Source organism: Streptomyces sp. CB03234 (genome assembly GCF_001905885.1).
Taxonomy (GTDB): Bacteria; Actinomycetota; Actinomycetes; order Streptomycetales; family Streptomycetaceae; genus Streptomyces.
This window is the reverse complement of record NZ_LIYH01000002.1, coordinates 1230136-1254144: the sequence shown is the minus strand read 5'-3', so window position 1 is coordinate 1254144 and position 24009 is coordinate 1230136. Positions and strand designations below refer to the sequence as shown.

Genomic DNA, 24009 nt, shown 5'->3' with positions numbered 1-24009 from the left:
CATTGCCGGTGGGTGTGGTTGTCCCTACGGCAATGGCCTCCTCGTCAGATCTGTGGCCGCCGGCGCTCACGCGACCGACCGTCCACTGGGAAAACCCTAGCGGGCTCCCGTGTCGAGCGCGTACCGGCTCAGATGCCGACCTTGATGCGGCTGAAGCGCTTCAGGGTGACACCGGCCTCGTCCAGGACCTTCTGGACGGACTTCTTGTTGTCGAGCGCGTACGGCTGACCCAGGAGGGTGGCGTCCTTGAAGAAGCCGTTGAGGCGACCCTCGACGATCTTCGGGAGCGCGGCCTCGGGCTTGCCCTCGGCGCGGGTGGTCTCCTCGGCGACGCGGCGCTCGGCCTCGACGACCTCGGCCGGGACGTCGTCCTTGGAGAGGTACTTCGGGGCGAAGGCGGCGATGTGCTGCGCGATGCCCTTGGCGACCTCGGCGTTCTCCTTGTCGAGCTCGACGAGGACACCGATCTGCGGGGGCAGGTCGGGCATGGTGCGGTGCATGTACGCCGAGACGTAACCGCCGGAGAACTGCGCGAAGCGGTCCAGGACGATCTTCTCGCCGAGGTTGGCGTTGGCCTCGTCGACGTACGCCTGGACGGTCTTGCCGGGCTCGATCTCGGACGCGAGCAGCGCCTCGATGTCGGCCGGGGAGGTCTTGGCGACGTGCTCGGCGAGGGCCTTGGCGACGCTCTGGAACTTCTCGCCCTTGGCGACGAAGTCCGTCTCGCACTTCAGCTCGACGAGGACACCGGAGGTGTTGTCGTCGGCGATCACGGAGACGACGGCGCCGTTCTCGGCGGAGCGGCCCTCGCGCTTGGCGACGCCCTTCTGGCCCTTGATGCGCAGGGCCTCGACGGCCTTGTCGACGTTGCCGTCGGACTCGTCCAGCGCCTTCTTGCAGTCCATCATGCCGGCGCCGGTGAGCTCGCGGAGCTTCTTGACGTCAGCGGCGGTGTAGTTCGCCATGATCTGTAAGTCTCTCTCGAAGTCTGGAAGATCTACGAAGATCTACGGGTGGACGGCGGGGGCTTTGTGGGCCCCCGCCGTCATCCGAACCTGAAAGGGTCAGGCCTGCTCGGCGTCCGCGGCCGGAGCCTCGGCGGCCGGAGCCTCGGCGGCGGGAGCCTCGGCAGCCTCGGCGGCCGGGGCCTCGGCCGGAGCCTCCGCAGCGGCCTCGGCCGGCTTCTCGGCAGCCTCGTCGGAGTCCGCCTTCTTCTCACCCTCGAGCAGGTCGCGCTCCCACTCGGCCAGCGGCTCGCCGGCGGCCTTCTCACCCGGCTTCTGGTCGCCGGTCGCGGCGCCGGAGCGGGCGATGAGGCCCTCGGCGACGGCGTCGGCGATCACGCGGGTGAGCAGGGTGACGGAGCGGATCGCGTCGTCGTTGCCCGGGATCTTGTAGTCGACCTCGTCGGGGTCGCAGTTGGTGTCGAGGATCGCGACGACCGGGATGTGGAGCTTGCGCGCCTCACCGACGGCGATGTGCTCCTTCTTGGTGTCGACGATCCAGACGGCGCTCGGCACCTTCTGCATCTCGCGGATACCACCGAGGGTCTTCTCCAGCTTGGCCTTCTCGCGCGACAGCACGAGAAGCTCCTTCTTGGTCAGACCGGACGCGGCGACGTCCTCGAAGTCAATCGCCTCGAGCTCCTTCAGACGCTGAAGGCGCTTGTAGACGGTGGAGAAGTTGGTGAGCATGCCACCCAGCCAGCGCTGGTTGACGTACGGCATGCCGACGCGCGTCGCCTGCTCGGCGATGGCCTCCTGGGCCTGCTTCTTGGTACCGACGAACATGATGGAGCCGCCGTGCGCGACGGTCTCCTTGACGAACTCGTAGGCGCGGTCGATGTACGACAGCGACTGGAGCAGGTCGATGATGTAGATGCCGTTGCGCTCGGTGAAGATGAAGCGCTTCATCTTCGGGTTCCAGCGACGGGTCTGGTGACCGAAGTGGACGCCGCTTTCCAGCAGCTCCCGCATCGTGACGACGGCCATGGCCGTATCTCCTTGGTTCTCGGTTATGTCCTGACGCCCCGACGCGCCGTGCCACGAGTGGACCGAAGAGCGCTGCCACGACTTTTGAGGGTGGTGGCGGGGCGTGCGAAGTCGACCCGGTGGCCCGGGTCGCCAGAAGAAGTGTACGGGACCCTGGCAGCGGTGGGTGACGGCGCTGTCCACAACCGGCGGGTAGTCCACAGATCGGGTCCAAGATCAGCGCGGTCGCGTACGCCTGCGCCACATTCGGCTCATGTACTCCACCGTATTCGCCCTGGTCCTTTCCTCCGCCCTCATCACCGCCGCCTGGCCGGTGGGCCCGCCGCGCCCGGCGATCGTGCGGGGCTGGGAGCCTCCCGCCTCGGCGTACGGTCCGGGCCACCGCGGCGTGGACCTCGCCGCCCCGCCGGGCACCGAGGTCCGCGCGGCGGCGGCCGGCCGGGTCTCCTTCGCGGGCCCGGTTGCGGGCCGTGGCGTCCTGTCGGTCACCCACCCGTCCACGGGCACCCCGCCGCTGCGCACCACCTACGAACCGGTCCGCCCCCTGGTCCGCCCGGGCACCGACGTCGCGGCGGGCCAGGTGGTGGCCGTCGTGTCCCCCGACCCGGACTCCCACTGCACCCGACGGTGCCTCCACTGGGGCCTCCGCCGGGCCGACACGTACCTCAACCCCCTCTCCCTCCTCCACCGCCCGCCGTCCCGCCTGCTGCCCCTCACCGATCCGGGCTGACCGAACCCACGCCCGGGTGCATGTCCGTGTGGCGCGCGGGCGAAGTCGCCTGCAACCCGCGGGCCCGGTCGGGACGGGGTGCCGTGCGGCGCGCGGGCGAAGTCGCCTGCGGCCGGCGGGCCCGGTCAGGGCGGGATGCCGTGCGGCGCGCGGGCGAAGTCGCCTGCGGCCGGTGGGCCAAGGTCGGGGCCCCTCCGGGCTCACCTCCTCGCGGTCGGCGGGGTGCCCGAGCACTCACGTGGCCGTATCCCGCCGCCAACCGCTGCGGGGGCGACCCTGCACGGCCCCTCCTCGCCGTCTTCGTAAGACCACCGGCCCGCAGACGGCGTACGACCGGGGTGTGGCCGTGCAGGGTCGCCCCCGCAGAGGATGGGGGTCCCCCCTGCTCGAGCGAAGCCGAGAGCTTGGGGGAGGCGTCGGACGGGCTCCCTACCGCCGAGACCCAAGGCCGCCGGCCTCGAGGAGGTGAGCCCGGAGGGGCCACACCCCCACCCACCGGCAGGCGCCGCCCCGAGCACCGGGCCGGAGCCCGCGCCGCAGCCCGCGTCGCAGGCCCGCCCGCCAAGCACGGACGGCAAGCGCTACGCGCCCCGCACGCCCCGGAGCGCCATCGCGACGGCCGTGTCGGCGATGGAGCCCGGGTCCTCCGCCGCGCCGAGCTCGATGCGGCGCACCGCGGCGTCCACCACGCCCTGCAGCAGCATCGCGGCCAGCCGCGGCTGCTCCTGCCCCAGCTCCGCCAGCGCCTCCACGATCATGGCGACCAGGCCACCGTGCGCCGCGCGGATCTTCTCCCGCGCGCCGTCGTCCAGTTCGCTCGCGGAGATCGCGACGACCGCCCGGTGGCGCCGGTCGCCCACGAGGTCCAGCTGGGTGCGGACGTACGCCTCGACCTTGCCCTCGGGCGTGTCCGCCCGCTCCATCGCCGACTCGACCTCCGCCGCCCACACGGGGAAGTCGACGGCGCACAGCTCTTCGACGACGGCGGCGCGGGAGCGGAAGTACTCGTACACGGACGACCGGGCCAGGCCGGTTCGCTCGGCGAGGGCGGGGAAGGTCAGCGCTTCCGTCCCGCCTTCGGACAGCAGGGAACGCGCGGCGTCCAGCAGGGCGCCGCGCTGCATGGTCCGGTGCTCGGCCACGGAGGCCGCTCGAATCCTGGGCACGGCTCCACTTTACGGCCGCCCGTTCGACGTCACCGTCCTACATCGGCCAGCTTTGCCCGCAGCTGGAGGACCGACTTGGTGTGGATCTGGCTGACGCGGCTCTCGGTGACCCCCAGCACGTTGCCGATTTCGGCCAGGGTCAGACCCTCGTAGTAGTACAGCGTGACGACCGTCTTCTCGCGCTCGGGCAGGGTGTTGATGGCGCGGGCGAGCAGCCGCCGCAGCTCGCGGTCCTCGGCGACCTCGACGGGGTCGTCGGCGGCGGTGTCCTCCAGCGTGTCCATGAGACTGAGCCGGTCGCCGCCCTCGCCGCCGACGTGCAGCAGCTCCTCCAGGGCGACGACGTTCGCCAGGGACAACTGGCTGAAAACCGCGTGCAGTTCCTCCAGGGCGATGCCCATCTCCGAGGCGACCTCGCTCTCGGAGGGGGTGCGCCGCAGCTGGGCCTCCAAGGTGGCGTACGCGCGCTCCACGGCCCTCGCCTTCTGCCGCACCGAGCGCGGGATCCAGTCCAGCGCCCGCAGTTCGTCGATCATCGCGCCACGGATCCGGGTGATGGCGTACGTCTCGAACTTGATCGACCGCCCGATGTCGAACTTCTCGATCGCGTCGATGAGTCCGAAGACCCCGGACGACACGAAGTCCGCCTGCTCCACGTTGGACGGCAGACCGACGCTCACCCGGCCCGCGACGTACTTCACCAGCGGCGAGTAGTGCAGGATCAGCTGTTCCCGCAGCCGCTCGTCGCCCGTGTCCTTGTACGACCGCCACAGCTCGTCGAGCGACGAGGGTGCGGGCGGGCGCACGGTGCCCCGGGCAGCGGGGGGCACCGCTGCGCGGTCGGACCCGGAGGTGTGCTGGGGCATGCGTCGCCTTGAGCCGTTCTGCTGAGGTGTGAGTGGGGACGGGGGAATGAGGGGGGAATGCGGAGGGGGTAATTCTGGTGAGCGTAGCGTGACTGAGGAGTCGCAGTGAGCGAAGGCCCCTCGATCGTGACTCCGCGAGGGCGTGCCGTCGGCCGCATCTTCGAATGGGGCCCACGGGGCCGACTGCGCGCGCGTCGGCCCCTCGGGTGTCGCCGAGAGAGCTACGAGGGTCATCCGCATCACCTTTTCACCCGAATGCTGCGGGTCAAGCACCGCCTCGCCGGGCGTTCGGGCGACGTACCGCCGCGGCCGTCAACTGCCATCCGTCGCCATGGCGTTCGACGAAACCGAGGGAGTGGAGTTCGTACAGCCTGGCGAGCGTCGCGTCAACGCTGGTGCCGGCGTCACGCGCGATGTCGTTCCCGGTGGCGGTCCTCCCTCGTGCGGGCAGGGCTTCGAGCACGCGTGCGCTGACCGGGTCGAGGAGGTCCCTGGGCAGGACGGGCCCGCGCCGGGGCGGGGCCAGGTCGCCGATCTCCCCGACCAGCTCCGCGACTTCCGCGGCGTCCGTGACCAGCTCGGCCCCGCCGCGCAGCAGCTCGTGCACGCCCGCGGAGAGGCCGCTGGTGGCCGGGCCTGGGACGCCCATGGTGAACCGGCCGAGCTGCTGCGCGGCGCGGGCGGTCACCAGGGAGCCACTGCGGTACTCGGCCTCGACGACGACGGTCCCTCGGGTGAGCGCGGCGATCACGCGGTTGCGGAGGATGAACCGGCCGGGGGTCGGATGGGCGCCGGGCGGCAACTCGCCGATCACCAGGCCCTGTTCCGCGATACGCCCGATCAGCTTGGCGTGGCCGCGCGGATAGGCCACGTCGACCCCGCAGGCCAGCACGGCGACGGTCGCCCCGCCGGCGGCCAGCGCACCCCGGTGGGCGGCGCCGTCGACGCCGAACGCCGCGCCGGAGACGACGACCCAGCCGCGCTCGGAGAGGCCCGAGGCGAGGGTCGCCGCCATGTGCGCCCCGTACGGTGTGCAGGCTCGCGCCCCGACGACGGCGACGGAGCGCAGCGCCCAGCGGCGGAGGTCGGGCCGGCCGCGCACCCAGAGGCCGACGGGCCGGCCGTCCCCGAGGTCGTCGAGCTGGCTGGGCCACTCGGGGTCGCCCGGCACGACGAACCGCCCGCCGCACGCGTCCACCGCCGCCAGGTCCCGGTCCGGCTCGGCCCGCGCGGCCCGCGTCCGGAGGCCCTGGATCCGCTGTTCGCTCGCGCCGGTGAGCGCGCTGTCGTCGTACGGCACCGACGTCAGCCGCCGCAACAACTCCACGGCCCCCAGCTGCCGCAGCCAGCGCCCGCCGTGCTCATCACCCGGTTCGATGACCCGCGTCAACGCCGCCCGCGCCCACCGCTCTTCCTCCGTCACCTTCTCAGCCATGCCTCTCCCCCATCGCAAGCCGTTCGCACCCCCGTTGGGCAGCCGCCCTCCCCGATCCGGTTCCGCCGCCCCCGCCCGGGGCAGGCGCCACCCCGCACCACCTCCCCGCTCCCGGTCACGGTGCGTCCCCGACCGCCATGGGCACACCCCGGGCGATGCCGGTGCGGAGCTCCAGCGCCAGGTGGACGTCGGCGGGGCCGGGGCGGTCGCGGCCGGCGAGGTCGGCGATCGTCCAGGCGACGCGGAGGACCCGGTCCAGGCCGCGCGCGGTGAGCAGGCCCCGTTCGATGTCCCGCTCGGCGGCGGCGAGGGCGCCGGGGGCGACCTGCCAGCGGGTGCGCAGTTCGTGTCCGGGCACCTCGCAGTTGACGTTCCACGGCGTGCCGTCCAGGCGGGCGGCGGCGCGCGCCCGGGCGTCCCGCACCCGCGCGGCGACGGCGTCGGTGGACTCGCCGCGCCCGCCCTGGCCCAGCAGGTCCGAGCGGCTGACCGCTTCCACCTCGACGCGCAGGTCGACCCGGTCCAGCAGCGGTCCGGACAGCCGGGCCTGGTAGCGGCGGATCACCGACGCGGGGCATTCGCAGCCCGCCCCGTGCAGGGTGTGCCGCCCGCACGGGCACGGGTTGGCTGCCAGCACCATCAGGAACCGCGCCGGCAGCCGCACCACGCCCGCGCTGCGCGCCACCACCACATGGCCGGACTCCAGGGGCTGCCGCAGCGCGTCCAGCGCCTTGCCGGAGAACTCGGGCGCCTCGTCGAGGAAGAGCACCCCTCGATGAGCGAGGGAGACGGCGCCCGGTCTCGGCAGGCCGTTGCCGCCACCGACCAGGGACTGCATGGTGGCGGAGTGGTGCGGCGCGCAGTACGGCGGCCGGTGCACGAGCGGCTCGCCCGGCGGCAGGAGGCCCGCCACCGAGTGGACCGCGGTGACCTCCAGGGCCTCCTGGCGGGTCAGCGGCGGCAGGACGCTCGGCAGCCGCTCGGCCAGCATGGTCTTGCCCGCGCCCGGCGGGCCGGACAGCAGCAGGTGATGGCCGCCGGCCGCCGCCACCTCCAGGGCGACGCGCGCCGCCCGTTGCCCCGCGACGTCGGCGAGGTCGGGCCCGTCGGCGGGGTCTGGGCTCAGTCCGGTGCCCACGCCGGCGCCGGGGACCAGCAGCCCGGCCAGTATGGCGTCGGGCCGCCCCGCCTCGGCGGGCTCCTCGTCCGGCACCGGCTCGTCGGCGAGCACGGCGATCAGCTGCCGTAGCGTACGGACGCCGAGGACCGAGACGCCCGGCACCAGCGCGGCCTCTCCCGCCGTCCGCTCCGGGACGACCACCTGCTGGTAGCCGGCCTCGGCGGCGGCGAGCACCGCCGGCAGCACGCCCCGGACGGGTCTGACCCGGCCGTCGAGGCCGAGCTCCCCGATGAGCACCAGGTCGGCGATGGTCCGGGGATCGATGCGCTCGGCCGCGCCCAGTACCGCGCAGGCGACCGCCAGATCGAAGCCCGAGCCGCCCTTGGGTACGGAGGCCGGGCTGAGCCCGACCGTCAGTTTCTTCTGCGGCCATTCCGCGCCCGAGTTGACGACCGCCGCCCGCACCCGGTCGCGGCTCTCGGTCAGGCTCTTGTCCGGCAGCCCGACCAGCGTGAACGCCGCGACGCCCGGCTCCAGGTCCGCCTGGACCTCGACGACCACGCCTTCGACGCCGACCAGGGCAACCGAGCATGTCCGGGCGAACCCCATCAGGCCACCCCCCGCACGTGCTCGACGACGGGCGCGCCGCGCCGGGGCAGCAGTACCCCCACCAGATCGATGCGCACCCCGCCGGGCGGTGGCCCGCCGTGCCGCTCCAGCCAGCACTGCGCCAGCCGCCGCAGCCGCTCCGCCTTGGCGGGCGTCACTCCGGCCATGGGGTGCTCGAAGCCGCCCCCTCTGCGGGTCTTGACCTCGCAGATGACCACCGTGTCGCCGTCGCGGGCGACGATGTCGATCTCCCCGGCCCGCCCGCACCGCCAGTTCCGGGCGAGCGTGGCCATCCCGGCCTCGCCCAGCCGGCGGACGGCCAGCTCCTCGCCGTACCGCCCCAGTGCCCCCGTCGCGTTCATTTCGGCACCACCTCCGGCACCGACTGTGACGCGTCGGCGCCGGACTTGTGGATCTTGGTGGATAACCGACCGGTTGTGGAAAACCTCGTCACCCACACCGGTGAACGCCAACCAAGAGCTAGCTGCCGGGCAGCTCCAGGTCGCTCTTGTTGAGCTCCTCGATGTTCACGTCCTTGAATGTGAGAACGCGTACCTGCTTGACGAACCGCGCCGGCCGATACATGTCCCAGACCCACGCGTCCGCCATGGACACTTCGAAGAACACCTCGCCCTGGACCGAGTGCACCTGCATCTCGTAATCATTGGTGAGGTAGAAGCGACGCTCGGTCTCGATCACATATTTGAACAGACCGACGACATCGCGGTACTCCCGGTAGAGCTTCAGCTCCATCTCGGTCTCGTACTTCTCGAGGTCCTCGGCGCTCATGGCATGTTCCCCTTCAGCCGTGCGTCCCCCTATTGTGCTCCAGTCTCCTGCGCCCCTAGACGATTTCCGGGGCCAGCACCACTGGCGTAGCAGGGGGTCCCTCGTCGAGCAGCGTGCGGAGCAGCTCGGCGAGTCGTGTCGGGTACACCGTCTCACGGGCCGCCGACAGTTCGGCGGAGGTCCACCACCTCAGCCCTGTGACACTGCGCGCCTCCAGCTCCGTGGGGTCGGCCAGGGCCACCGCCGCCGCGGGCTGCCGCGTACGCGCCAGGTAGTACCACTCGTCCTGGTTCCAGCGCCGCCCGGCGAACGGGAACGAGCAGAACCGCTGCCACACCACCGGGCCCAGCTCCACATCCGTGAGCCCGGTCTCCTCGGCCAGCTCGCGTACCGCGGCCTCTTCGCGCGTCTCGTCGCCCTCCACCCCGCCGCCCGGGGTGAACCACCAGGTCTCGGCCGGGTCGTCCGGCTCGTACCCGTGCAGCAGCAGGATCCGGTCGTCGGGGTCGAGCAGCAGGACCCGCGCGACCTTCCGCGGCTCCTCAGCCATGCGCGCCCGCCCCGGTACGCGGCCGAGACCGCGACAGGACCCTGGCGACCGGCCCGTACGCCGCACCGCCGAGGACCAGCACCGCCCCGGCCACCACCGACCCGGCCACCAGCTTCACCGGACCGGGCCGCGACACACCGCCCGGCAGCGCCGCGAAGCTCCGCGGCCGCTCCACCATCGCGCCCAGCGGCCACGCCACGGCGTCCACCCGCGCGTTCACCGCACTGCGCGGCACCGAGCCCTGCCCGGGGTCCTGGAGGTGGACGCGGGAGTCCTGGGAGCTGCCTCGCTCGTCACCGAGCAGGAAGAGCTGCCCCTCGGGCACCGAGGCCGAGAACGTCGTCGTGGAGGCGGGCCCCTCCGAGCGAAGATACGGTTCTTCAACCGCCTTGCCGTTGATCGTGAGCCGGCCCCCGCTGCCGCAGCAGGCCACCGTGTCACCGCCCACGCCCACGACCCGCTTCACCATCGGCAGATCGCCCCAGGACGAGTCCCTGAACACCACCACATCACCGCGCCGCACCTCGGAGCCGTCTATCCGCTGCGCCAGCACGCGGTCCCCCGCGACGACGGTCGGGGCCATCGAGTCGGTCGGCACGGTGTACGGCTGGTACTGGACCGCTCCCCAGGCGAACCCACCGAGGAAGAGCACACAGCCGACGGCCACGGCCAGCCCCGACAGCACGCTGCCGAGACGGCCGTGGCCGTCGCCCGTCGTGACGTTCCTGCTCATCGCGCGCTCCCGCCTTCGCCAGATCCACGATCTGGGACGGCACCCTACCCGCGGTGCCCTACCCGGCGGTACGCCGACCACAAGCCGACCGTCGGTCGGCCGTTACGCCGCCGTACGCCGCTTCCGCCGCCACAGGATCACCGGCAGTGCCCCGGCGAGCCCCAGCGCGCCCGGCCCGGCCATCTCCGCGGCGGCGGTCGCGGCCGCCGCGGTGCTGAGCCCCGGCTGGTCGAACGTGTCCGGGACCGGAAGGGTGGACCAGCGGGTGACCGGCCAGGCCACCACGACCGCCCGCCCGACGACCTGGTCGTCGGCGATCGTGCCGCTGCCGGGCAGTTCCTGGTGGTAGCGGGAGTCCAGCGAGTTCTGACGGTTGTCGCCCATCACCCAGATACGGCCCTCGGGCACCTTGATCGGCCCGAACGGCTCGTCGTCGCACGGCGTGGAGCCGGGGTGGATGTACGTGGTCTCGTCCAGCGGCTTGCCGTTGACGACGACCTTGCCGCCCTTCTTGCAGCTCACGGTGTCGCCGCCGACCGCGATGACCCGCTTGATCAGGTCCTTCTCCTCGGCGGACGGCATCAGTCCGATGAAGCTCAGGAACTTCTGCACCACGTTGGGCTCGGGGGTGGGCTCGCCCTCCAGCCAGCCGCCCGGGTCGTGGAAGACGACGACCTCGCCGCGCTCCGGCTCGGAGCCGAACCACGGGGTCAGCTTGTCGACCAGCACCCGGTCGCCGCGCTGGAGCGTGTTCATCATCGACTCCGAGGGAATCGAGAACGCCTGCACCAGGAACGTCTTGATCAGCAGCGCCAGGAGCAGCGCGATACCGATCAGCAGCGGCAGTTCCTTCCAGAAGGAACGGGGCTTCCTCGGCTCCTCGAGGCCGCCGTCCTCGGCGGTGTCGCCGTCAGTCGGACCCGTCTCGGATGGGGGCTCCCCGGCGGAACCGGACGACGAAGCCTCGCCGAACTTCTCGGGCCTCTCCTCGGGCTCGTCGTGTCCGGATCGTGCGCCGACCGCCAAATCCCCCACATCCACTCCTCACTCCGTGCAACCGCCGGCCCCACAGCAGGGGCAGGCCCACCACTCCCATAACGAGCGGGAGTTCCGCAGGGGTCGGGAGCCCGGTCAATCCGTTCACATTCCGAGAGGACACACTATGCGACGCGCCGAGCGCCGTCGCAGTCCCGGTCCGCGAGTCCGGAACGGACGCGAAAGTGTCCGGTTCCTCAAGGCTGCGCCAGTGGTCGAAGGGCCAGGCGATGACGACCGCCCGCCCGACGACCTCCTCTTGCGAGACCGTTCCCTGAAACGCCTCGTTCAGGTGAAACCGCGAGTCCGCCGAGTTCGACCGGTGGTCCCCCATCACGAAGATCCTCCCGGCCGGCACCTTCACCTCGAACGGGATGGTCGAGGGGACGTCTCCCGGGTGCAGATACGGTTCGGTGAGCGGTACGCCGTTGACGGTGACCCTGCGGTCCTGGTCGCAGCACTTGACGGTGTCCCCGCCGACCGCGACGACCCGTTTGATCAGGTCCTGTTCGTCCTCGGACGGCAGCAGGCCGATGAAGGTCAGGGCCTGTTTGACCTGCTTGACGACGACCGGGTCGTCCTTCTTGGGCGTCTGCTCCTGCTGGAGCCAGCCGCCCGGGTCCTTGAAGACGACGACGTCCCCGCGCTGCGGCTTGGAGCCGAACCACGGGGTGAGCTTGTCCACCAGGACCCGGTCGTCGATCTGGATCGTCTGCTCCATGGAGCCGGACGGGATGACGAAGGCCTGCACCAGAAAGGTCTTCAGAACGAGCGCGATGAGCAGCGCCACGGTGATGAGGAGGGGTATCTCCTTGACGGCCGACCGGCGCCGGCGCCGCTTGACCTTGCGGGCCAGTTTGCGCCGCTCCGCGCGCCCGGGCAGCGGCCGGGCGCCGTCCGTGGGACGTGAGCCGGTGGGCAGCCGGGTGTCGGCCCGGTGGCTGCCCTGCTTGCCGCGGTTACCCATGGCCCCCGCCCGCCGCTCCCGCCGCCTCCGGTACGTCGCGGAAGGCGCCCGTGGGCTCCACCTCCGACCAGCGCCCGAACGGCCAGCCGATCCAGTCCGCCCGTCCGATCACCCGGTCCACGGGGACCATGCCGCCGCCCGGGGAGCCGAGGTGGTCGCGGGAGTCGCGCGAGTGGCTGCGGTGGTCCCCCATGACCCACAGCGTGCCCGGGGGTACGACGATGTCGAAGGGCACCCGCGAGGGCGCGTCACCGGGGTACAGGTAGTCCTCGTCCACGGGTACGCCGTTCACCTCGACCCTTCCCCCCTCGTCGCAGCACTTCACGCGGTCGCCTCCCACCCCCACGACGCGCTTGACGAAGTCGGTGTCGGCCGGCTCGGCGAGGCCGAGTGCGGCGGCCGCGCCGTGCAGCAGCCCGGCGACCGGGTTCTGCTCCGGTGCCTCCTGGACGAAGGACCCGGTGCCGTCGAAGACGACCACGTCCCCGCGCGCGGGCTCGGAACCGAAACGGTACGCCACCTTGTTCACCAGCACCCGGTCCCCGATCCGGAGGGTGGGTTCCATGGAGCCGCTCGGGATCTGGAAGGGCTGCACCACGAAGTGGCTGAACAGCAGCAGGAAGACCGCACAGGCGAGCCCGATCAGCCCGGCACGCCGCCAGGAGAGCCGCGAGGGCCGGAAACGCACGGAGCGCGACCGCTCCTCCTTCTCGGAGGAACGGCCGCGCTCTGTGTGCTGTGCTTCGGTGTCCATCGGAGCCAGATGGTATCCGGCCCTCCTGTGACGGTCAGTTGTCGCGCTTCTCCTTGATCTTCGCGGCCTTGCCGCGCAGCTCACGGAGGTAGTACAGCTTGGCGCGACGGACGTCACCGCGGGTCACGAGCTCGATCTTCTCGAAGATCGGGCTGTGCACCGGGAAGGTGCGCTCGACGCCGACGGAGAAGGAGACCTTGCGGACGGTGAACGTCTCGCTGACGCCCGAACCCTGGCGGCGGATGACGACACCCTTGAACTGCTGGATACGGGAGCGGTTGCCCTCGATGACGCGGACGTGGACGTTCACGGTGTCACCGGGACGGAACGCCGGGACGTCGGTCCGCAGCGACGCGGAGTTGACAGCGTCGAGCACGTGAGACATGTGTGTCTGCTTCCTCGCTGATGCCACAGGTCATCAACGGAATATCGATAAGGAGAAAAGGGGCGCTGAGTCGGGCGGGCGTCGTGTCCCCCTGTGGCAGGGGCGCACGCCGGACGTACAGCAGCGGCCTATTCTTCCACGTCCTGGGGCCTGCGCCAAAATCGGCCACCTTGTTCCGGTGCCCAGCCCAGCAGGGAGAGGGTTTCGCGGTCCTTCTTGTCGAACGCGGAGGGGTCGCAGCGCTCGATCAGATCGGGCCGGTTGCGGGCGGTACGCCGCAGCGCCTCGTCCCGCCGCCACCTCGCGATCTTGCCGTGGTGCCCGCTGAGCAGGACGTCGGGGATGCCGCGGCCACGCCACTCGGGCGGCTTGGTGTAGACGGGGCCTTCCAGCAGGTTGGCCATCGCGCCGGGGGCGAAGGAGTCGTCCCGGTGGGATTCGGCGTTGCCCAGGACGCCGGGCAGCAGGCGCGCCACGGCTTCGGTGACGACCAGGACGGCGGCCTCGCCGCCGGCCAGTACGTAGTCGCCGATGGACACCTCGTAGACCGGTATCCGGGTGGCGTACTCGTCCATGACACGGCGGTCGATGCCTTCGTACCGGGCCGGGGTGAAGATCAGCCAGGGGCGCTGGGAGAGCTCGACGGCCAGTTCCTGGGTGAAGGGCCGGCCGCTGGGCGTGGGGACGACCAGTACGGGTCCGTGGGCGCCGGTCTCGTAGCCGGAGGCCAGGACGTCGTCCAGGGCGTCGCCCCAGGGCTCTGTCTTCATGACCATGCCGGGGCCGCCGCCGTAGGGGGTGTCGTCGACCGTGTTGTGCCGGTCGTAGGTCCACCGGCGCAGATCGTGTACGTGGACGTCGAGCTGACCGCGCGCGCGTGCCTTGCCGACGAGGGAGACGTTCAGCGGTTCCAGGTACTCGGGGAAGATCGTGACGACGTCGAGCCGCATCAGGACCCGTCCTCGTCACGGGTGGACACGATCTCGGCGCGGTCGTCGATGAGTCCCGGCGGCGGGGTGATGACCGCCTTCTGCTCGTCGAGGTCGATGTCGGTGACGATCTCCTCGACGAACGGGATCATGACTTCGCTGCCGTCGGGCCGTTCCACCACGAACAGGTCCTGGGAGGGCAGGTGCGAGATTTCGGTGATCCGGCCGACCTCGGTGCCGTCGGCGAGGACGACGTCCAGGTCGATGAGCTGGTGGTCGTAGTACTCGTCGGGCTCCTCCGGACGCTCGTCCGGGTCCACGTCGGCGATCAGCAGCGTGTTGCGCAGGGCCTCGGCGGCGTTGCGGTCCCGTACGCCCTCGAAGCGCAGCAGCAGCCGGCCGCTGTGGACGCGGCCGGTCTCGATGGTCAGCGGCCCGGCGGAGGCCGGGTCCGTGGCCAGTACGGCACCGGGCGCGAGCCGCAGCTCTGGCTCGTCCGTACGCACCTCGACGGTGACCTCGCCCTTGATGCCATGGGCGCGGCCGATCCGTGCCACTACCAGCTGCACTACCTCTCCTTTACGACAACGACTACGGGCCGGGGTGGGCCCGAAGCCCTCCCCGGCCCGTGCCGGCGCATTTAAGCGAAAACAGCCAACGTGTTCAGCGGACCTGGTCCACATCGACGAGGTCGACGCGGATGCCACGGCCGCCGATGGCGCCCACGACGGTACGCAGAGCGCGCGCGGTGCGGCCGTTACGGCCGATCACCTTGCCGAGGTCGTCGGGGTGGACCCGGACCTCGAGCACCCGCCCACGGCGCAGGTTGCGCGAGGCGACCTGCACGTCGTCGGGGTTGTCGACGATGCCCTTCACGAGGTGCTCGAGAGCCTCCTCGAGCATGCTCAGGCCTCGGTCGACTCGGTGGACGCGGCCTCGGCCTCGTCCGCCTTCTTGTCGGCCTTCTTCGCCTTCGGGGTGATGGCCTCACCCTTGGTGTCGTCGCCCTCGAGCGCCTTGGCGAAGGCGTCGAAGGAGGCGCGCTTGTCTTCCTTGGCGGCCGGGGCCAGCAGCGGCTTCTCCGGGGCCGGGAGGCCCTTCGCCTTCTGCCAGTCGCCGGTGAGCTTCAGGATCGCGAGGACCGGCTCGGTCGGCTGGGCGCCGACGGACAGCCAGTACTGCGCACGCTCCGAGTCGACCTCGATGCGCGACGGGTTCTGCACCGGGTGGTACAGGCCGATCTCCTCGATGGCCCGGCCGTCACGGCGGGTACGGGAGTCGGCGACGACGATGCGGTAGTGAGGCGAACGGATCTTGCCCAGACGCTTCAGCTTGATCTTGACTGCCACGGGTGTGGTGTCTCCTGGTCTTGACGTGGTTGGGCACAACGTGATGCCGCGTGGGGTTGCGGTACTCGAGTGCCCGATGGACGCGTCAGCCGGAGGAGAGAGGGGTCCTGTTCGACTGTCGAGTACAGCTAGCCATTGTGCCACATCACGCGCGGTCAGCTCGCCGCGCCCACGGCTTCCGGGATACGGAAGGGCTTCCCGCAGCCGCCGCACACGATGGGCGCCTGCGCGAGGACCGAGGGCACGACCCGGACGTTGCGACCGCAGTCGCACACGGCCTTGACGCGTACGCCACCACCGGAGGAGCCGTGCCGGGCGGCCGGCCCACGGAAGGAGCGCTTGGTGTCCGCGGCCGTGGCGACCGTGTGCGCCTTGAGGGCGCGCTGCAGCCGCTCGATGGTCGGGCGGTACCGGCGCTTGGCCTCGGGGCTGAGCGTGACCAGGGAGAAACCGCTGCTGGGGTGCGGCTCCTCGGAGTGGTCCAGGCCCATCTCCTCGGCGATCGCCAGGAATCTGCGGTTGTGGTAGCGACCGGCGCGCGAGGTGTCCCGGACGCCTCGCGCGGCGGCGATGCCATGGACTGCCTCATGGAGCAGTCGCTCGAAGGAGAGCTCGGCGCCACACGCGGACGACGACTCTCCGATCAGGGATTCGGGCGCGGCAAGATCGGGCAGCTCGGGGTGGTGCCGCTGAATGTCGGCCCACGCCTGTGCCAGCTCTGCGGCGAGAACAGGTGGTGTCGTGCTCACGTCGTGACAACGAGCCGGAGTGCCGCCGGGTTCCATTCCGGGGCATCCCAAATAATTTGCACGTACCCGTCAGTTGCCGTTGATGCGTCCTGACGAGGGCCAGTGCGCTGATCTGCGGAGAAGCCGCGCAGCTCGCATCAAGGTGGTACGTAGCGGCGCGTACGCCCCGGCGCGTAGCCGACCGCCGTGCGCCGGTCGCCGCCCCCGGGTCGTGGAGGGCGCGCGGGCGGGCCCCGAGCGGTGTACGGAGCCGACAGTACCGGGGCCGTTCCCGGCGCGGCCGACCGCCCCCGCGTCGGCCGGCACCGGGCGGCTCCTCCGCCGGTCAGGGCGAGGTCGGGACAGAGATCGGGACCGGACCAGGAGCTGGCCAGGACCCGGGCCGGGGTTCCGGCCAGGACCCGGCCGGCCGGGAGCCCGGCCGTGACCCGGGCCGTGACCCGGGCCAGGACCTGGGCCGATGGCCCGGCCGGGAAGCGCGCCAAGGGCCCAGGCCACGGGGGCCGGCGGTCCCTCGGCGCCGTCCTGGCATGGCGGGATTCGCAGGGCGCCGCCACTATGGGAGGTGGTTCGTGCCGCACTCGGGGGCGCACAACCGGGGCACGCAAGCATTGCTCCCCGACCCCTGGACTTGGGGGCGGATGCGGAGTTCCCTGGCTACGGGGAGTGCGAGCGCACGTACACGGGGGCTGTCAATCAGGGCAGAGACGCACAGATGGACTCTCGGCGGATTGGGGCGCTTTCGATGACACCTATGCTCGTCCAGCACCACCCCCACCCGGCCTCGGCCCCTCCGGCTTCGGATGCGCCCGGCCGTGCCCGCGACTGGGCGGAGATCCAGGAACGGATGCTCGTCCCGCTCTATGAGGCGGTGTACGAGCACCTGGAGGTCGGTACCGGGACGCGGCTGCTCGGTCTCGGATGCGGCTCCGGCCTCGCCCTGCTGATGGCCGCCGCGCGCGGCGCGCAGGTCACGGGCGTCGACACGGACCACGCGCGCGTGGACCTGGCTCGTAAGCGGCTGCTCCCCGACGCGGGCGGGCGTGAAACCCACCGCTGCGGCGAGACGAGACTGCTGTACGGCGGGCCCGCGGACGCCGCGGATCCCACCCGTCCGGCGTACAACCTGATCACCGCCTTCCAGCCGATCGGCTGCTCCGCGGGTGACTCCGACGGGCTGGCGCCCGCCCTCGCGGCCGCCGTACGGCTGGCCGAGCGGGGCAGCGCGGTGGTGCTGGCGGGCTGGGGCCCGCCGGAACGGTGCGCCACCTCCGCGGTGCTGCGGGTGGCGGGCCGGCTGACCGAGCGGCTGCGCACGGGCGCGACCTGGCGTCCGGCCCTCCGGGACGACCTGGAGGAGGTGGCCTCGCGGGCCGGGCTCAGGCCGGACGGCTCGGGACGGGTGGCGTGCCCGTTCGGGTACGCGGACATGGACAGCGCCGTACGCGGGCTGTTCTCGACCGGCCTGTTCGACCCGGCGGTGGCCGCCTCGGACCAGGCGACGGTGGAGAAGGAGGTCACCGAGGCCCTCCACCCGCATGTGCGCCCCGACGGCACCGTATGGATGCCCAACGTGTTCCGCTACCTCGTCGCCAGGACGCCCTGACGGCCATGGGCTACTCCTTGGCGAGACGGGGGATGCCCGCGGCCCGGTAGGCGTCCTCCTCCTCCAGGGTCTCGTTCTCCAGGAGCGCCGCCGCCAGCGCGTCCAGCCTGGCGCGGTGCTCCTGGAGCAGTCGGCAGGCGCTCTCGTAGCACTCGTCGACGATGCGGCGCATCTCGTGGGCGACGGCGTCCAGCGTGGCGGGCGCCGCCGACAGCCCGTACGCCTGCTGCGCGTCGCCGGGGATGGCGCTGAGCCGGCCGACCCGCTCGCTCATGCCCCAGCGGCCGGCCATGCCGCGCGCGATGTTGGTGACCTGTTCCAGGTCGCTCTCCGAGCCCGTCGTGATGACCCCGAAGACGATGTGCTCGGCCGCCATGCCGCCGAGCGCCCCGATGATGCGGCCGCGCAGATAGTCCTCCGTGTACGCGTACTTGTCGGCGTCCGGCGTCGACAGGGTCACCCCGAGGGCCCGCCCGCGCGGGACGATGGTGACCTTGCGGACCGGGTCGGCGCCGGGCTGGAGCATGCCGAGCAGCGCGTGCCCGCTCTCGTGGTACGCGGTACGGCGCCGTTCCTCCAGGGGCATGACCAGCGCGCGTTCGGCTCCGAGCTGGACCTTCTCCAGCGCGTCGGAGAGGTCCGAGCGGGTGACCTGGTGCTGCCGGCGCTTGACCGCGAGGAGGGCGGCTTCGTTGGCGAGGTTGGCCAGTTCGGCGCCGGTCATGCCCGGTGTCGTACGGGCGACCTGGGTGAGGTCGACGTCGTCGGCCAGCGGGATGTCACGGGTGTGGATCCGGAGGATGGCCTCGCGGCCGCCCCGGTCGGGCGGGCTGACGTGGACGATCCGGTCGAAGCGGCCGGGGCGGGTCAGCGCCGGGTCAAGGACGTCGGCGCGGTTGGTGGCCGCGATGACGATGACGCCCTCGGAGCCGGAGAAGCCGTCCATCTCGGTGAGGATCTGGTTGAGCGTCTGTTCGCGCTCGTCGTGTCCGCCCATGGCGGCGCCGCCGCCGCGTACGCGTCCGATGGTGTCGATCTCGTCGATGAAGATGATCGCGGGCGCGACCTTGCGGGCCTCGTTGAAGAGTTCCCGTACGCGTGAGGCGCCCACGCCCACGATCATCTCGATGAACTCGGACGCGGACGCGGAGAAGAACGGCACACCCGCCTCGCCCGCCACGGCCCGCGCCAGCAGCGTCTTGCCGGTGCCGGGCAGGCCGGACAGCAGCACGCCGCGCGGCATCTTGGCGCCCATCCTGCGGTAGGCCTGGGGGTTCTTCAGGAAGTCGACGACGTCGTTGAGCTCGCCCTCCACCTCGTCGATCCCCGCCACGTCGGCGAAGGTGGTCCGCTGCCCCACCTCCAGCTCGACGGGTTTGGGCGGCGCCTTGCGGCCGAGCATGCCGCCCGCGCCGAACCCGGCGCCCCTCATCCGCCGGGCGATGAACAGCCACAGCACGACGAGCAGCAGGATCGGCGCCAGTGAGAACAGCAGGTTGGCGAGGAAGCTCGGCTTCTCGACGACCGGCTCGGCCGTCACGGTGACCTTCTGCTTCGTCAGCTCGGCCCAGAGGTTGTCGTCGGCGAACGCCGGCCGCTGGGTGGTGAAGCGCTGCTTGTTCTTCAGCTCCCCCTCAATGGCGTCGCCCTTGGAGTAGATCTTTGTGACGTTGCCGTCCGAAACCTGTTGGCTGAATTCGGTGTACGAGATGGTCCGCTCGTCGCCGTCGCCGAAGTAGGACAGGGCCAGGTTGGTGAGGACGAAGACGGCCACCGCGGCGAGGAGCAGCCCCATCCAGCCCGGCATCCTCTTGCGCGGAGGCGGTGGAGGCGGTGCGCCCTCGGAGCGCCAGGGCTGGTCGGTACGGTCGCGCGGGGGTACGGAATCGGCCACGCAGCCATGATGCGAGAGGCGAACGAAAGCGGCATTACGGACGCCGGGGCGTCCACCCCCCGTATGGCCGACGCGCGGGGCCCGGTTCAGGAGCAGGCGCGCCCGTCGGGCGGAGGCGCTCCCCGACGAACCGAGGGGCGTCCGCCCTCACACGGACGAACGGGCGTCCACCCGTGGTGGACGCCCGTTCGGCGGGGGGCGGGAGTCCGCGCCCTGCGGGTTGCTGGTCAGCCCATGAACTTCTTGAACTCGTCGGGGAGCTCGAAGTCCTTGCCCGGCTCACCGTTCGGCAGCCCGAACGCGCCGCCCTGCTGAGCCTGTTCGCGGCGCGCCGCCGCGGCCTGCTCCTCGGCCTTCCGCTTCATCGGGTTGCCGCTCTTGCGCTTGCCCTTGGCCTGCTTGACCTGCTTCTTCTGCCGGCCGGGGCCACCGCCCATGCCCGGGATGCCAGGCATACCGGGCATCCCGCCGCCCTGGGCCATGCGGGACATCATCTTGCGGGCCTCGAAGAAGCGCTCGACCAGCGACTTGACCGCGCTGACGTCGACACCGGAACCACGGGCGATACGCGCCCGGCGGGAGCCGTTGATGATCGTCGGGTCCTGGCGCTCGCCCGGCGTCATCGACTTGATGATCGCGGCCGTACGGTCCACGTCACGCTCGTCGATGTTGTTGATCTGCTCCTTCATCTGGGCCATGCCCGGGAGCATGCCGAGCAGCTTGGAGATGGAGCCCATCTTCCTGACCTGCTCCATCTGGGCCAGGAAGTCGTCGAGGGTGAAGTCCTTGCCCTTGCTGCTCGCCAGCTTGGAGGCCATCTTGGCGGCCTCTTCCTGGCTGAAGGTCTGCTCGGCCTTCTCGATCAGCGAGAGCATGTCGCCCATGCCGAGGATGCGGGACGCCATGCGGTCCGGGTGGAACGCGTCGAAGTCGTCCAGCTTCTCGCCGTTGGAGGCGAACATGATCTGGCGGCCGGTCACGTGCGCGATCGACAGCGCGGCACCACCGCGGGCGTCGCCGTCGAGCTTGGACAGCACCACGCCGTCGAAGCCGACGCCGTCGCGGAACGCCTCGGCCGTGTTGACCGCGTCCTGACCGATCATGGCGTCGACGACGAACAGCACCTCGTCGGGGCTGACGGCGTCGCGGATGTCCGCGGCCTGCTGCATCAGCTCCTGGTCGATGCCGAGGCGGCCGGCGGTGTCGACGATGACGATGTCGTACTGCTTGGTGCGCGCGTACTCGATGGAGTCCTTGGCGACCTGGACCGGGTCTCCGACGCCGTTGCCCGGCTCCGGCGCGTAGACGCCGACGCCGGCGCGCTCGGCGACGACCGAGAGCTGGTTGACGGCGTTGGGGCGCTGGAGGTCACAGGCGACGAGCAGCGGGGAGTGGCCCTGGCCCTTCAGCCACAGGCCGAGCTTTCCGGCGAGGGTGGTCTTACCGGCACCCTGGAGACCGGCGAGCATGATCACGGTCGGCGCGGTCTTGGCGAACCGCAGCCTGCGGGTCTCGCCGCCGAGGATGCCGATGAGCTCCTCGTTGACGATCTTGATGACCTGCTGGGCAGGGTTCAGCGCCTGCGAGACCTCGGCGCCGAGCGCCCGCTCCTTGACCTGCTTGATGAAGGCGCGGACGACGGGCAGGGCGACGTCCGCTTCCAGCAGCGCGATACGGATCTCACGTGCCGTGGCGTCGATGTCCGCCTCGCTGAGGCGGCCCTTGCCTCGGAGGTTCTTGAAAGTCGCTGCAAGGCGGTCGGAGAGGGTATCGAACACGGCGGTCGCGGATCCTCGGTGTAGGGGTCGGGCGGACACTCGCCCCCCAGGGTATCCGCCTCGCGCCGGTGAGCATCAGCCCCGCCCGGAAGCGGCCGTCCGGAAGCGGCCGCCCGCCAGGGCGGGCCCTACCGGTTGCGGAGGTCGGTCTCCAGGGTGCGGGCCACCTCCGAGGCCTCTTCCGGGGTGAGCGGGGCGCCTGTGGCGTCCGTGACGTAGAAGGCGTCGACAGCGTTCGCGCCCAGCGTCGAGACGTGGGCGCTGCGGACGCGGACCTCGGCCGTCTCGAGGGCGCGGCCGATGCGGTGCAGCAGGCCCGGGGCGTCATGGGCGCGGACTTCGATGACCGTGGCCAGCGTCGAACCGGCCGGGGCGACCGTGACCCGCGGTGGCGGGGCCGTGACGCCGCGCCGGCGCGGGTAGGCCGCTTCCCGCTCGGCGAGGCGGGCGGCGATGTTCAGGGAGCCGTCCAGGGCCCGGAAGAGGTCGGCGCGCAGCCGGGTGGCCTGCGGCAGGGAGCCGTATTCGGCCGCGACGCGCCAGTTCAGTACGAGGACGGCGGCGGGGCCGAGCTCGGTGGGCAGGTCGATGGCGCGGAGGTCGGCGGAGCGGACGGTGAGGCGGTGCAGGGCGAGGACCCCGGCGACGGCGGGCAGGACGCCCGGCTGGTCGGGGAGGGCGATGAGCAGTTCGACGCCGACCGGTTCCGGTTCCGTGTGGTCGGAAGGGGACTCGGCGTGGAGGGTCAGGACCGGTTCGCCGGTGCGGAGGGCTTCGACGGCGAGGCGTTCCTCCTCGGCACTGGGAGCGGCGGCGGGCTCCGGGGCGGGGGGTGTGTCGCCCGCGAGGACGCCCGCGACCCGCTTGACCAGGTCGGCGACGAGTGAGGCGCGCCAGGAGGACCAGGCGGCGGGGCCGGTGGCCAGGGCGTCGGCCTCGGTGAGGGCGTGCAGGAGTTCCAGGGTCGAGGGCGAGCCGACGGCCGCGGCGACGGACTGGACGGTGGCCGGGTCGTCCAGGTCGCGGCGGGTCGCGGTCTCGACGAGCAGCAGGTGGTGGCGTACGAGGGCGGCGATGACGGCGACGTCGTGCGGGTCGAAGCCGATCCGGCCGGCCACGTCCCGGGCGATGGTCTCGCCCGCCACGGAGTGGTCGCCGGGCCAGCCCTTGCCGATGTCGTGGAGGAGGGCGGCGACCAGGAGGAGGTCGGGGCGGCCGACGCGGCGGGTGAGGGCGGCGGCGCGTACCGCCGTCTCGACGAGGTGCCGGTCGACGGTCCAGGTGTGGACGGGGTTGCGCTGCGGGCGGCAGCGGACGCGTTCCCAGTCGGGCAGGAGGCGGGTGATGAGGCCTTCGGCCTCCAGGGCCTCCCAGACGGGGACGGTGGGTTCCCCGGCACCGAGCAGCGTGACGAGTTCCTCGCGCGCGTCGGCCGGCCACGGCTCGGGCAGCGGTTTCGTGGTGGCCGCGAGGTGGCGTACGGCGTGCAGGGAGAGGGGCAGGCCGGACTGGGCGGCCGCGGCGGCGGCGCGCAGCGGAAGGACCGGGTCGCGTTCGGGACGGGCGGTGCGGGCGAGGACGACCTCGCCGTCCATCTCGACGACGCCCTCGGCGAGCGGGGTGCGCTCGGGCTGGGCCTTGCCGCCACCGAGCATGGCGCGCAGCCGGGGGCGGGCGGAGCGGGCCTTGAGGACACGGTTGACCTCGCGCCAGGTGACGTCGCCGGCGTACGAGATGGTGCGGGCGGCTTCGTAGACCTGGCGGAGCAGGGTGTCGGAGTCGAGCAGCTCCAGGGCGCCGGCGACCTGGCCCTGTTCCTGGAGGGCGAGGCGGTCGGTGGCCCGCCCGGTGACGAGGTGGAGCGCGTCGCGGGTGTCGAGGAGGGTGCGGCGGGCTTCGGCGAGCCCTTCGCGGGGGGCGTCGGCGAGCCAGGAGGCGGCGACGGCGCGCAGCGCGGTGGCGTCGCGCAGTCCGCCGCGGGCTTCCTTGAGGTCGGGTTCGAGGAGGAACTGCAGCTCGCCCTGGCGTTCGGCGCGCTCCCGGCACAGTTCACCGAGCTCGGGCAGCCGCTTGGGTGCCTGGTTGCGCCAGTCGGCGAGGACGGTCGTACGCAATCCGGCGACCAGGCCGAGGTCGCCCGCGATGGGGCGGGCGTCGAGGAGGCCGAGCTGGACCTTGAGGTCCTCGCCGGCGGTCTTGCGGGCCTCGGCGGGGGTGCGGACGGAGTGGTCGAGGGCGAGGCCGAGGTCCCAGACGGGGTACCAGATGCGGTCGGCGAGGGCCGCGATGGTGGCGGCGTCGGCGCTGCCGTCGTGGAGGAGGAGCAGGTCGAGGTCGCTGCGCGGGGAGAGCTCGCCGCGTCCGTAGCCGCCGACGGCGACGAGGGCGGTGCCGCGGGGCGGGGCGGCGGCCGCGTGCAGGGCGGTCAGCCAGTCGTCGGTGAGCCGCGCGAGGGCGGCACGGCGCGGCGGCCCGGACCGCGCCTCCTGCGTCAGGAGGCGCAGCCGGGCCGCCGCGTAGCCGCTGGGTCCCGAGTCTTCGCTGGTCACTTCGGTACTCGTCACCCGTGGGCTC

At 71.9% G+C, this 24009-nt stretch carries 24 protein-coding genes; 2 read left to right on the top strand and 22 right to left on the bottom strand.

Going from position 1 to position 24009, the window contains the following annotated elements; all coding sequences use genetic code 11:
- Nucleotides 1–128 precede the first annotated feature (128 nt).
- Both tsf and rpsB read right to left on the bottom strand, forming a co-directional pair.
- On the bottom strand, nt 129–965 hold the full coding sequence (gene tsf, locus AMK26_RS12645) for a translation elongation factor Ts (RefSeq protein ID WP_073754598.1): 837 nt from the start codon (nt 963–965) through the stop codon (nt 129–131).
- A gap of 99 nt (nt 966–1064) precedes the next feature.
- On the bottom strand, nt 1065–1991 hold the full coding sequence (rpsB, locus tag AMK26_RS12640; protein WP_073754597.1) for a 30S ribosomal protein S2: 927 nt from the start codon (nt 1989–1991) through the stop codon (nt 1065–1067).
- A 253-nt stretch (nt 1992–2244) separates the two neighbouring features.
- Here rpsB and AMK26_RS12635 point away from each other — a divergent pair, with 253 nt between their 5' ends.
- Complete coding sequence (locus AMK26_RS12635) at nt 2245–2721, top strand: M23 family metallopeptidase (RefSeq protein ID WP_073754596.1); 477 nt, start codon at nt 2245–2247, stop codon at nt 2719–2721.
- A gap of 581 nt (nt 2722–3302) precedes the next feature.
- Here the strand turns inward: AMK26_RS12635 and AMK26_RS12630 are convergent.
- From AMK26_RS12630 to AMK26_RS12550, 17 genes are all read right to left on the bottom strand, one after another.
- Nucleotides 3303–3863, bottom strand: a complete 561-nt coding sequence (locus AMK26_RS12630; RefSeq protein WP_073754595.1) for a TetR/AcrR family transcriptional regulator — start codon at nt 3861–3863, stop codon at nt 3303–3305.
- Nucleotides 3864–3916: 53 nt separating this feature from the next.
- On the bottom strand, nt 3917–4753 hold the full coding sequence (gene whiG / locus AMK26_RS12625; RefSeq protein ID WP_073754594.1) for an RNA polymerase sigma factor WhiG: 837 nt from the start codon (nt 4751–4753) through the stop codon (nt 3917–3919).
- A 265-nt stretch (nt 4754–5018) separates the two neighbouring features.
- Nucleotides 5019–6188: a DNA-processing protein DprA gene (dprA, locus tag AMK26_RS12620; protein ID WP_079277549.1), complete on the bottom strand. Its 1170-nt coding sequence runs from the start codon at nt 6186–6188 to the stop codon at nt 5019–5021.
- A 115-nt stretch (nt 6189–6303) separates the two neighbouring features.
- Entirely contained in the window at nt 6304–7917 is a 1614-nt protein-coding gene (locus AMK26_RS12615) for a YifB family Mg chelatase-like AAA ATPase (protein ID WP_073754593.1), read from the bottom strand.
- Nucleotides 7917–8279 carry a YraN family protein gene (locus AMK26_RS12610; RefSeq protein ID WP_073754592.1) on the bottom strand — a complete coding sequence of 121 codons (363 nt, stop codon included), beginning with the start codon at nt 8277–8279 and terminating at the stop codon, nt 7917–7919. Before AMK26_RS12610 ends, AMK26_RS12615 begins: the two co-directional genes overlap by 1 nt.
- Nucleotides 8280–8397: 118 nt before the next feature.
- Entirely contained in the window at nt 8398–8706 is a 309-nt protein-coding gene (locus AMK26_RS12605) for a DUF2469 domain-containing protein (protein ID WP_005311352.1), read from the bottom strand.
- A gap of 55 nt (nt 8707–8761) precedes the next feature.
- Complete coding sequence (locus AMK26_RS12600; protein ID WP_073754591.1) at nt 8762–9256, bottom strand: NUDIX hydrolase; 495 nt, start codon at nt 9254–9256, stop codon at nt 8762–8764.
- Nucleotides 9249–9989: a signal peptidase I gene (gene lepB / locus AMK26_RS12595; protein ID WP_073754590.1), complete on the bottom strand. Its 741-nt coding sequence runs from the start codon at nt 9987–9989 to the stop codon at nt 9249–9251. The genes AMK26_RS12600 and lepB (AMK26_RS12595) overlap by 8 nt, the downstream gene beginning before the upstream one ends.
- 102 nt (nt 9990–10091) lie before the next feature.
- Entirely contained in the window at nt 10092–11015 is a 924-nt protein-coding gene (lepB, locus tag AMK26_RS12590; RefSeq protein WP_073754589.1) for a signal peptidase I, read from the bottom strand.
- On the bottom strand, nt 10900–11991 hold the full coding sequence (lepB, locus tag AMK26_RS12585) for a signal peptidase I (protein ID WP_073754588.1): 1092 nt from the start codon (nt 11989–11991) through the stop codon (nt 10900–10902). Before lepB (AMK26_RS12585) ends, lepB (AMK26_RS12590) begins: the two co-directional genes overlap by 116 nt.
- Nucleotides 11984–12745: a signal peptidase I gene (lepB, locus tag AMK26_RS12580; RefSeq protein ID WP_073754587.1), complete on the bottom strand. Its 762-nt coding sequence runs from the start codon at nt 12743–12745 to the stop codon at nt 11984–11986. The genes lepB (AMK26_RS12585) and lepB (AMK26_RS12580) overlap by 8 nt, the downstream gene beginning before the upstream one ends.
- 34 nt (nt 12746–12779) lie before the next feature.
- On the bottom strand, nt 12780–13130 hold the full coding sequence (gene rplS, locus AMK26_RS12575) for a 50S ribosomal protein L19 (protein ID WP_073754586.1): 351 nt from the start codon (nt 13128–13130) through the stop codon (nt 12780–12782).
- Nucleotides 13131–13258: 128 nt separating this feature from the next.
- On the bottom strand, nt 13259–14080 hold the full coding sequence (gene trmD, locus AMK26_RS12570) for a tRNA (guanosine(37)-N1)-methyltransferase TrmD (RefSeq protein ID WP_073754585.1): 822 nt from the start codon (nt 14078–14080) through the stop codon (nt 13259–13261).
- Nucleotides 14080–14628 carry a ribosome maturation factor RimM gene (rimM, locus tag AMK26_RS12565; protein WP_073754584.1) on the bottom strand — a complete coding sequence of 183 codons (549 nt, stop codon included), beginning with the start codon at nt 14626–14628 and terminating at the stop codon, nt 14080–14082. The genes trmD and rimM overlap by 1 nt, the downstream gene beginning before the upstream one ends.
- Nucleotides 14629–14722: 94 nt before the next feature.
- Nucleotides 14723–14962, bottom strand: coding sequence for an RNA-binding protein (locus AMK26_RS12560; RefSeq protein ID WP_005311361.1), 240 nt, complete (start codon nt 14960–14962; stop codon nt 14723–14725).
- Between the two features lie 2 nt (nt 14963–14964).
- Nucleotides 14965–15408, bottom strand: coding sequence for a 30S ribosomal protein S16 (rpsP, locus tag AMK26_RS12555; protein ID WP_073754583.1), 444 nt, complete (start codon nt 15406–15408; stop codon nt 14965–14967).
- Between the two features lie 155 nt (nt 15409–15563).
- The gene (locus tag AMK26_RS12550; protein ID WP_198944041.1) at nt 15564–16157 is read right to left on the bottom strand and encodes a hypothetical protein; all 594 of its coding nucleotides are present in this window, start codon (nt 16155–16157) and stop codon (nt 15564–15566) included.
- A 745-nt stretch (nt 16158–16902) separates the two neighbouring features.
- Between AMK26_RS12550 and AMK26_RS12545 the strand changes: the two genes are divergently transcribed.
- Nucleotides 16903–17763: a methyltransferase domain-containing protein gene (locus tag AMK26_RS12545; protein ID WP_198944040.1), complete on the top strand. Its 861-nt coding sequence runs from the start codon at nt 16903–16905 to the stop codon at nt 17761–17763.
- 10 nt (nt 17764–17773) lie between these two features.
- Here the strand turns inward: AMK26_RS12545 and ftsH are convergent, their stop codons facing one another.
- The 3 genes from ftsH to AMK26_RS12530 all read right to left on the bottom strand — a co-directional run bounded on the left by ftsH (nt 17774) and on the right by AMK26_RS12530 (nt 23999).
- Complete coding sequence (gene ftsH / locus AMK26_RS12540) at nt 17774–19657, bottom strand: ATP-dependent zinc metalloprotease FtsH (protein ID WP_073754582.1); 1884 nt, start codon at nt 19655–19657, stop codon at nt 17774–17776.
- Nucleotides 19658–19884: 227 nt separating this feature from the next.
- Nucleotides 19885–21435 (bottom strand): signal recognition particle protein, encoded by a 1551-nt coding sequence (gene ffh, locus AMK26_RS12535; RefSeq protein ID WP_073754581.1) that lies wholly within the window; start codon nt 21433–21435, stop codon nt 19885–19887.
- Between the two features lie 128 nt (nt 21436–21563).
- Nucleotides 21564–23999 carry a [protein-PII] uridylyltransferase gene (locus AMK26_RS12530; protein ID WP_073754580.1) on the bottom strand — a complete coding sequence of 812 codons (2436 nt, stop codon included), beginning with the start codon at nt 23997–23999 and terminating at the stop codon, nt 21564–21566.
- Nucleotides 24000–24009 lie beyond the last annotated feature (10 nt).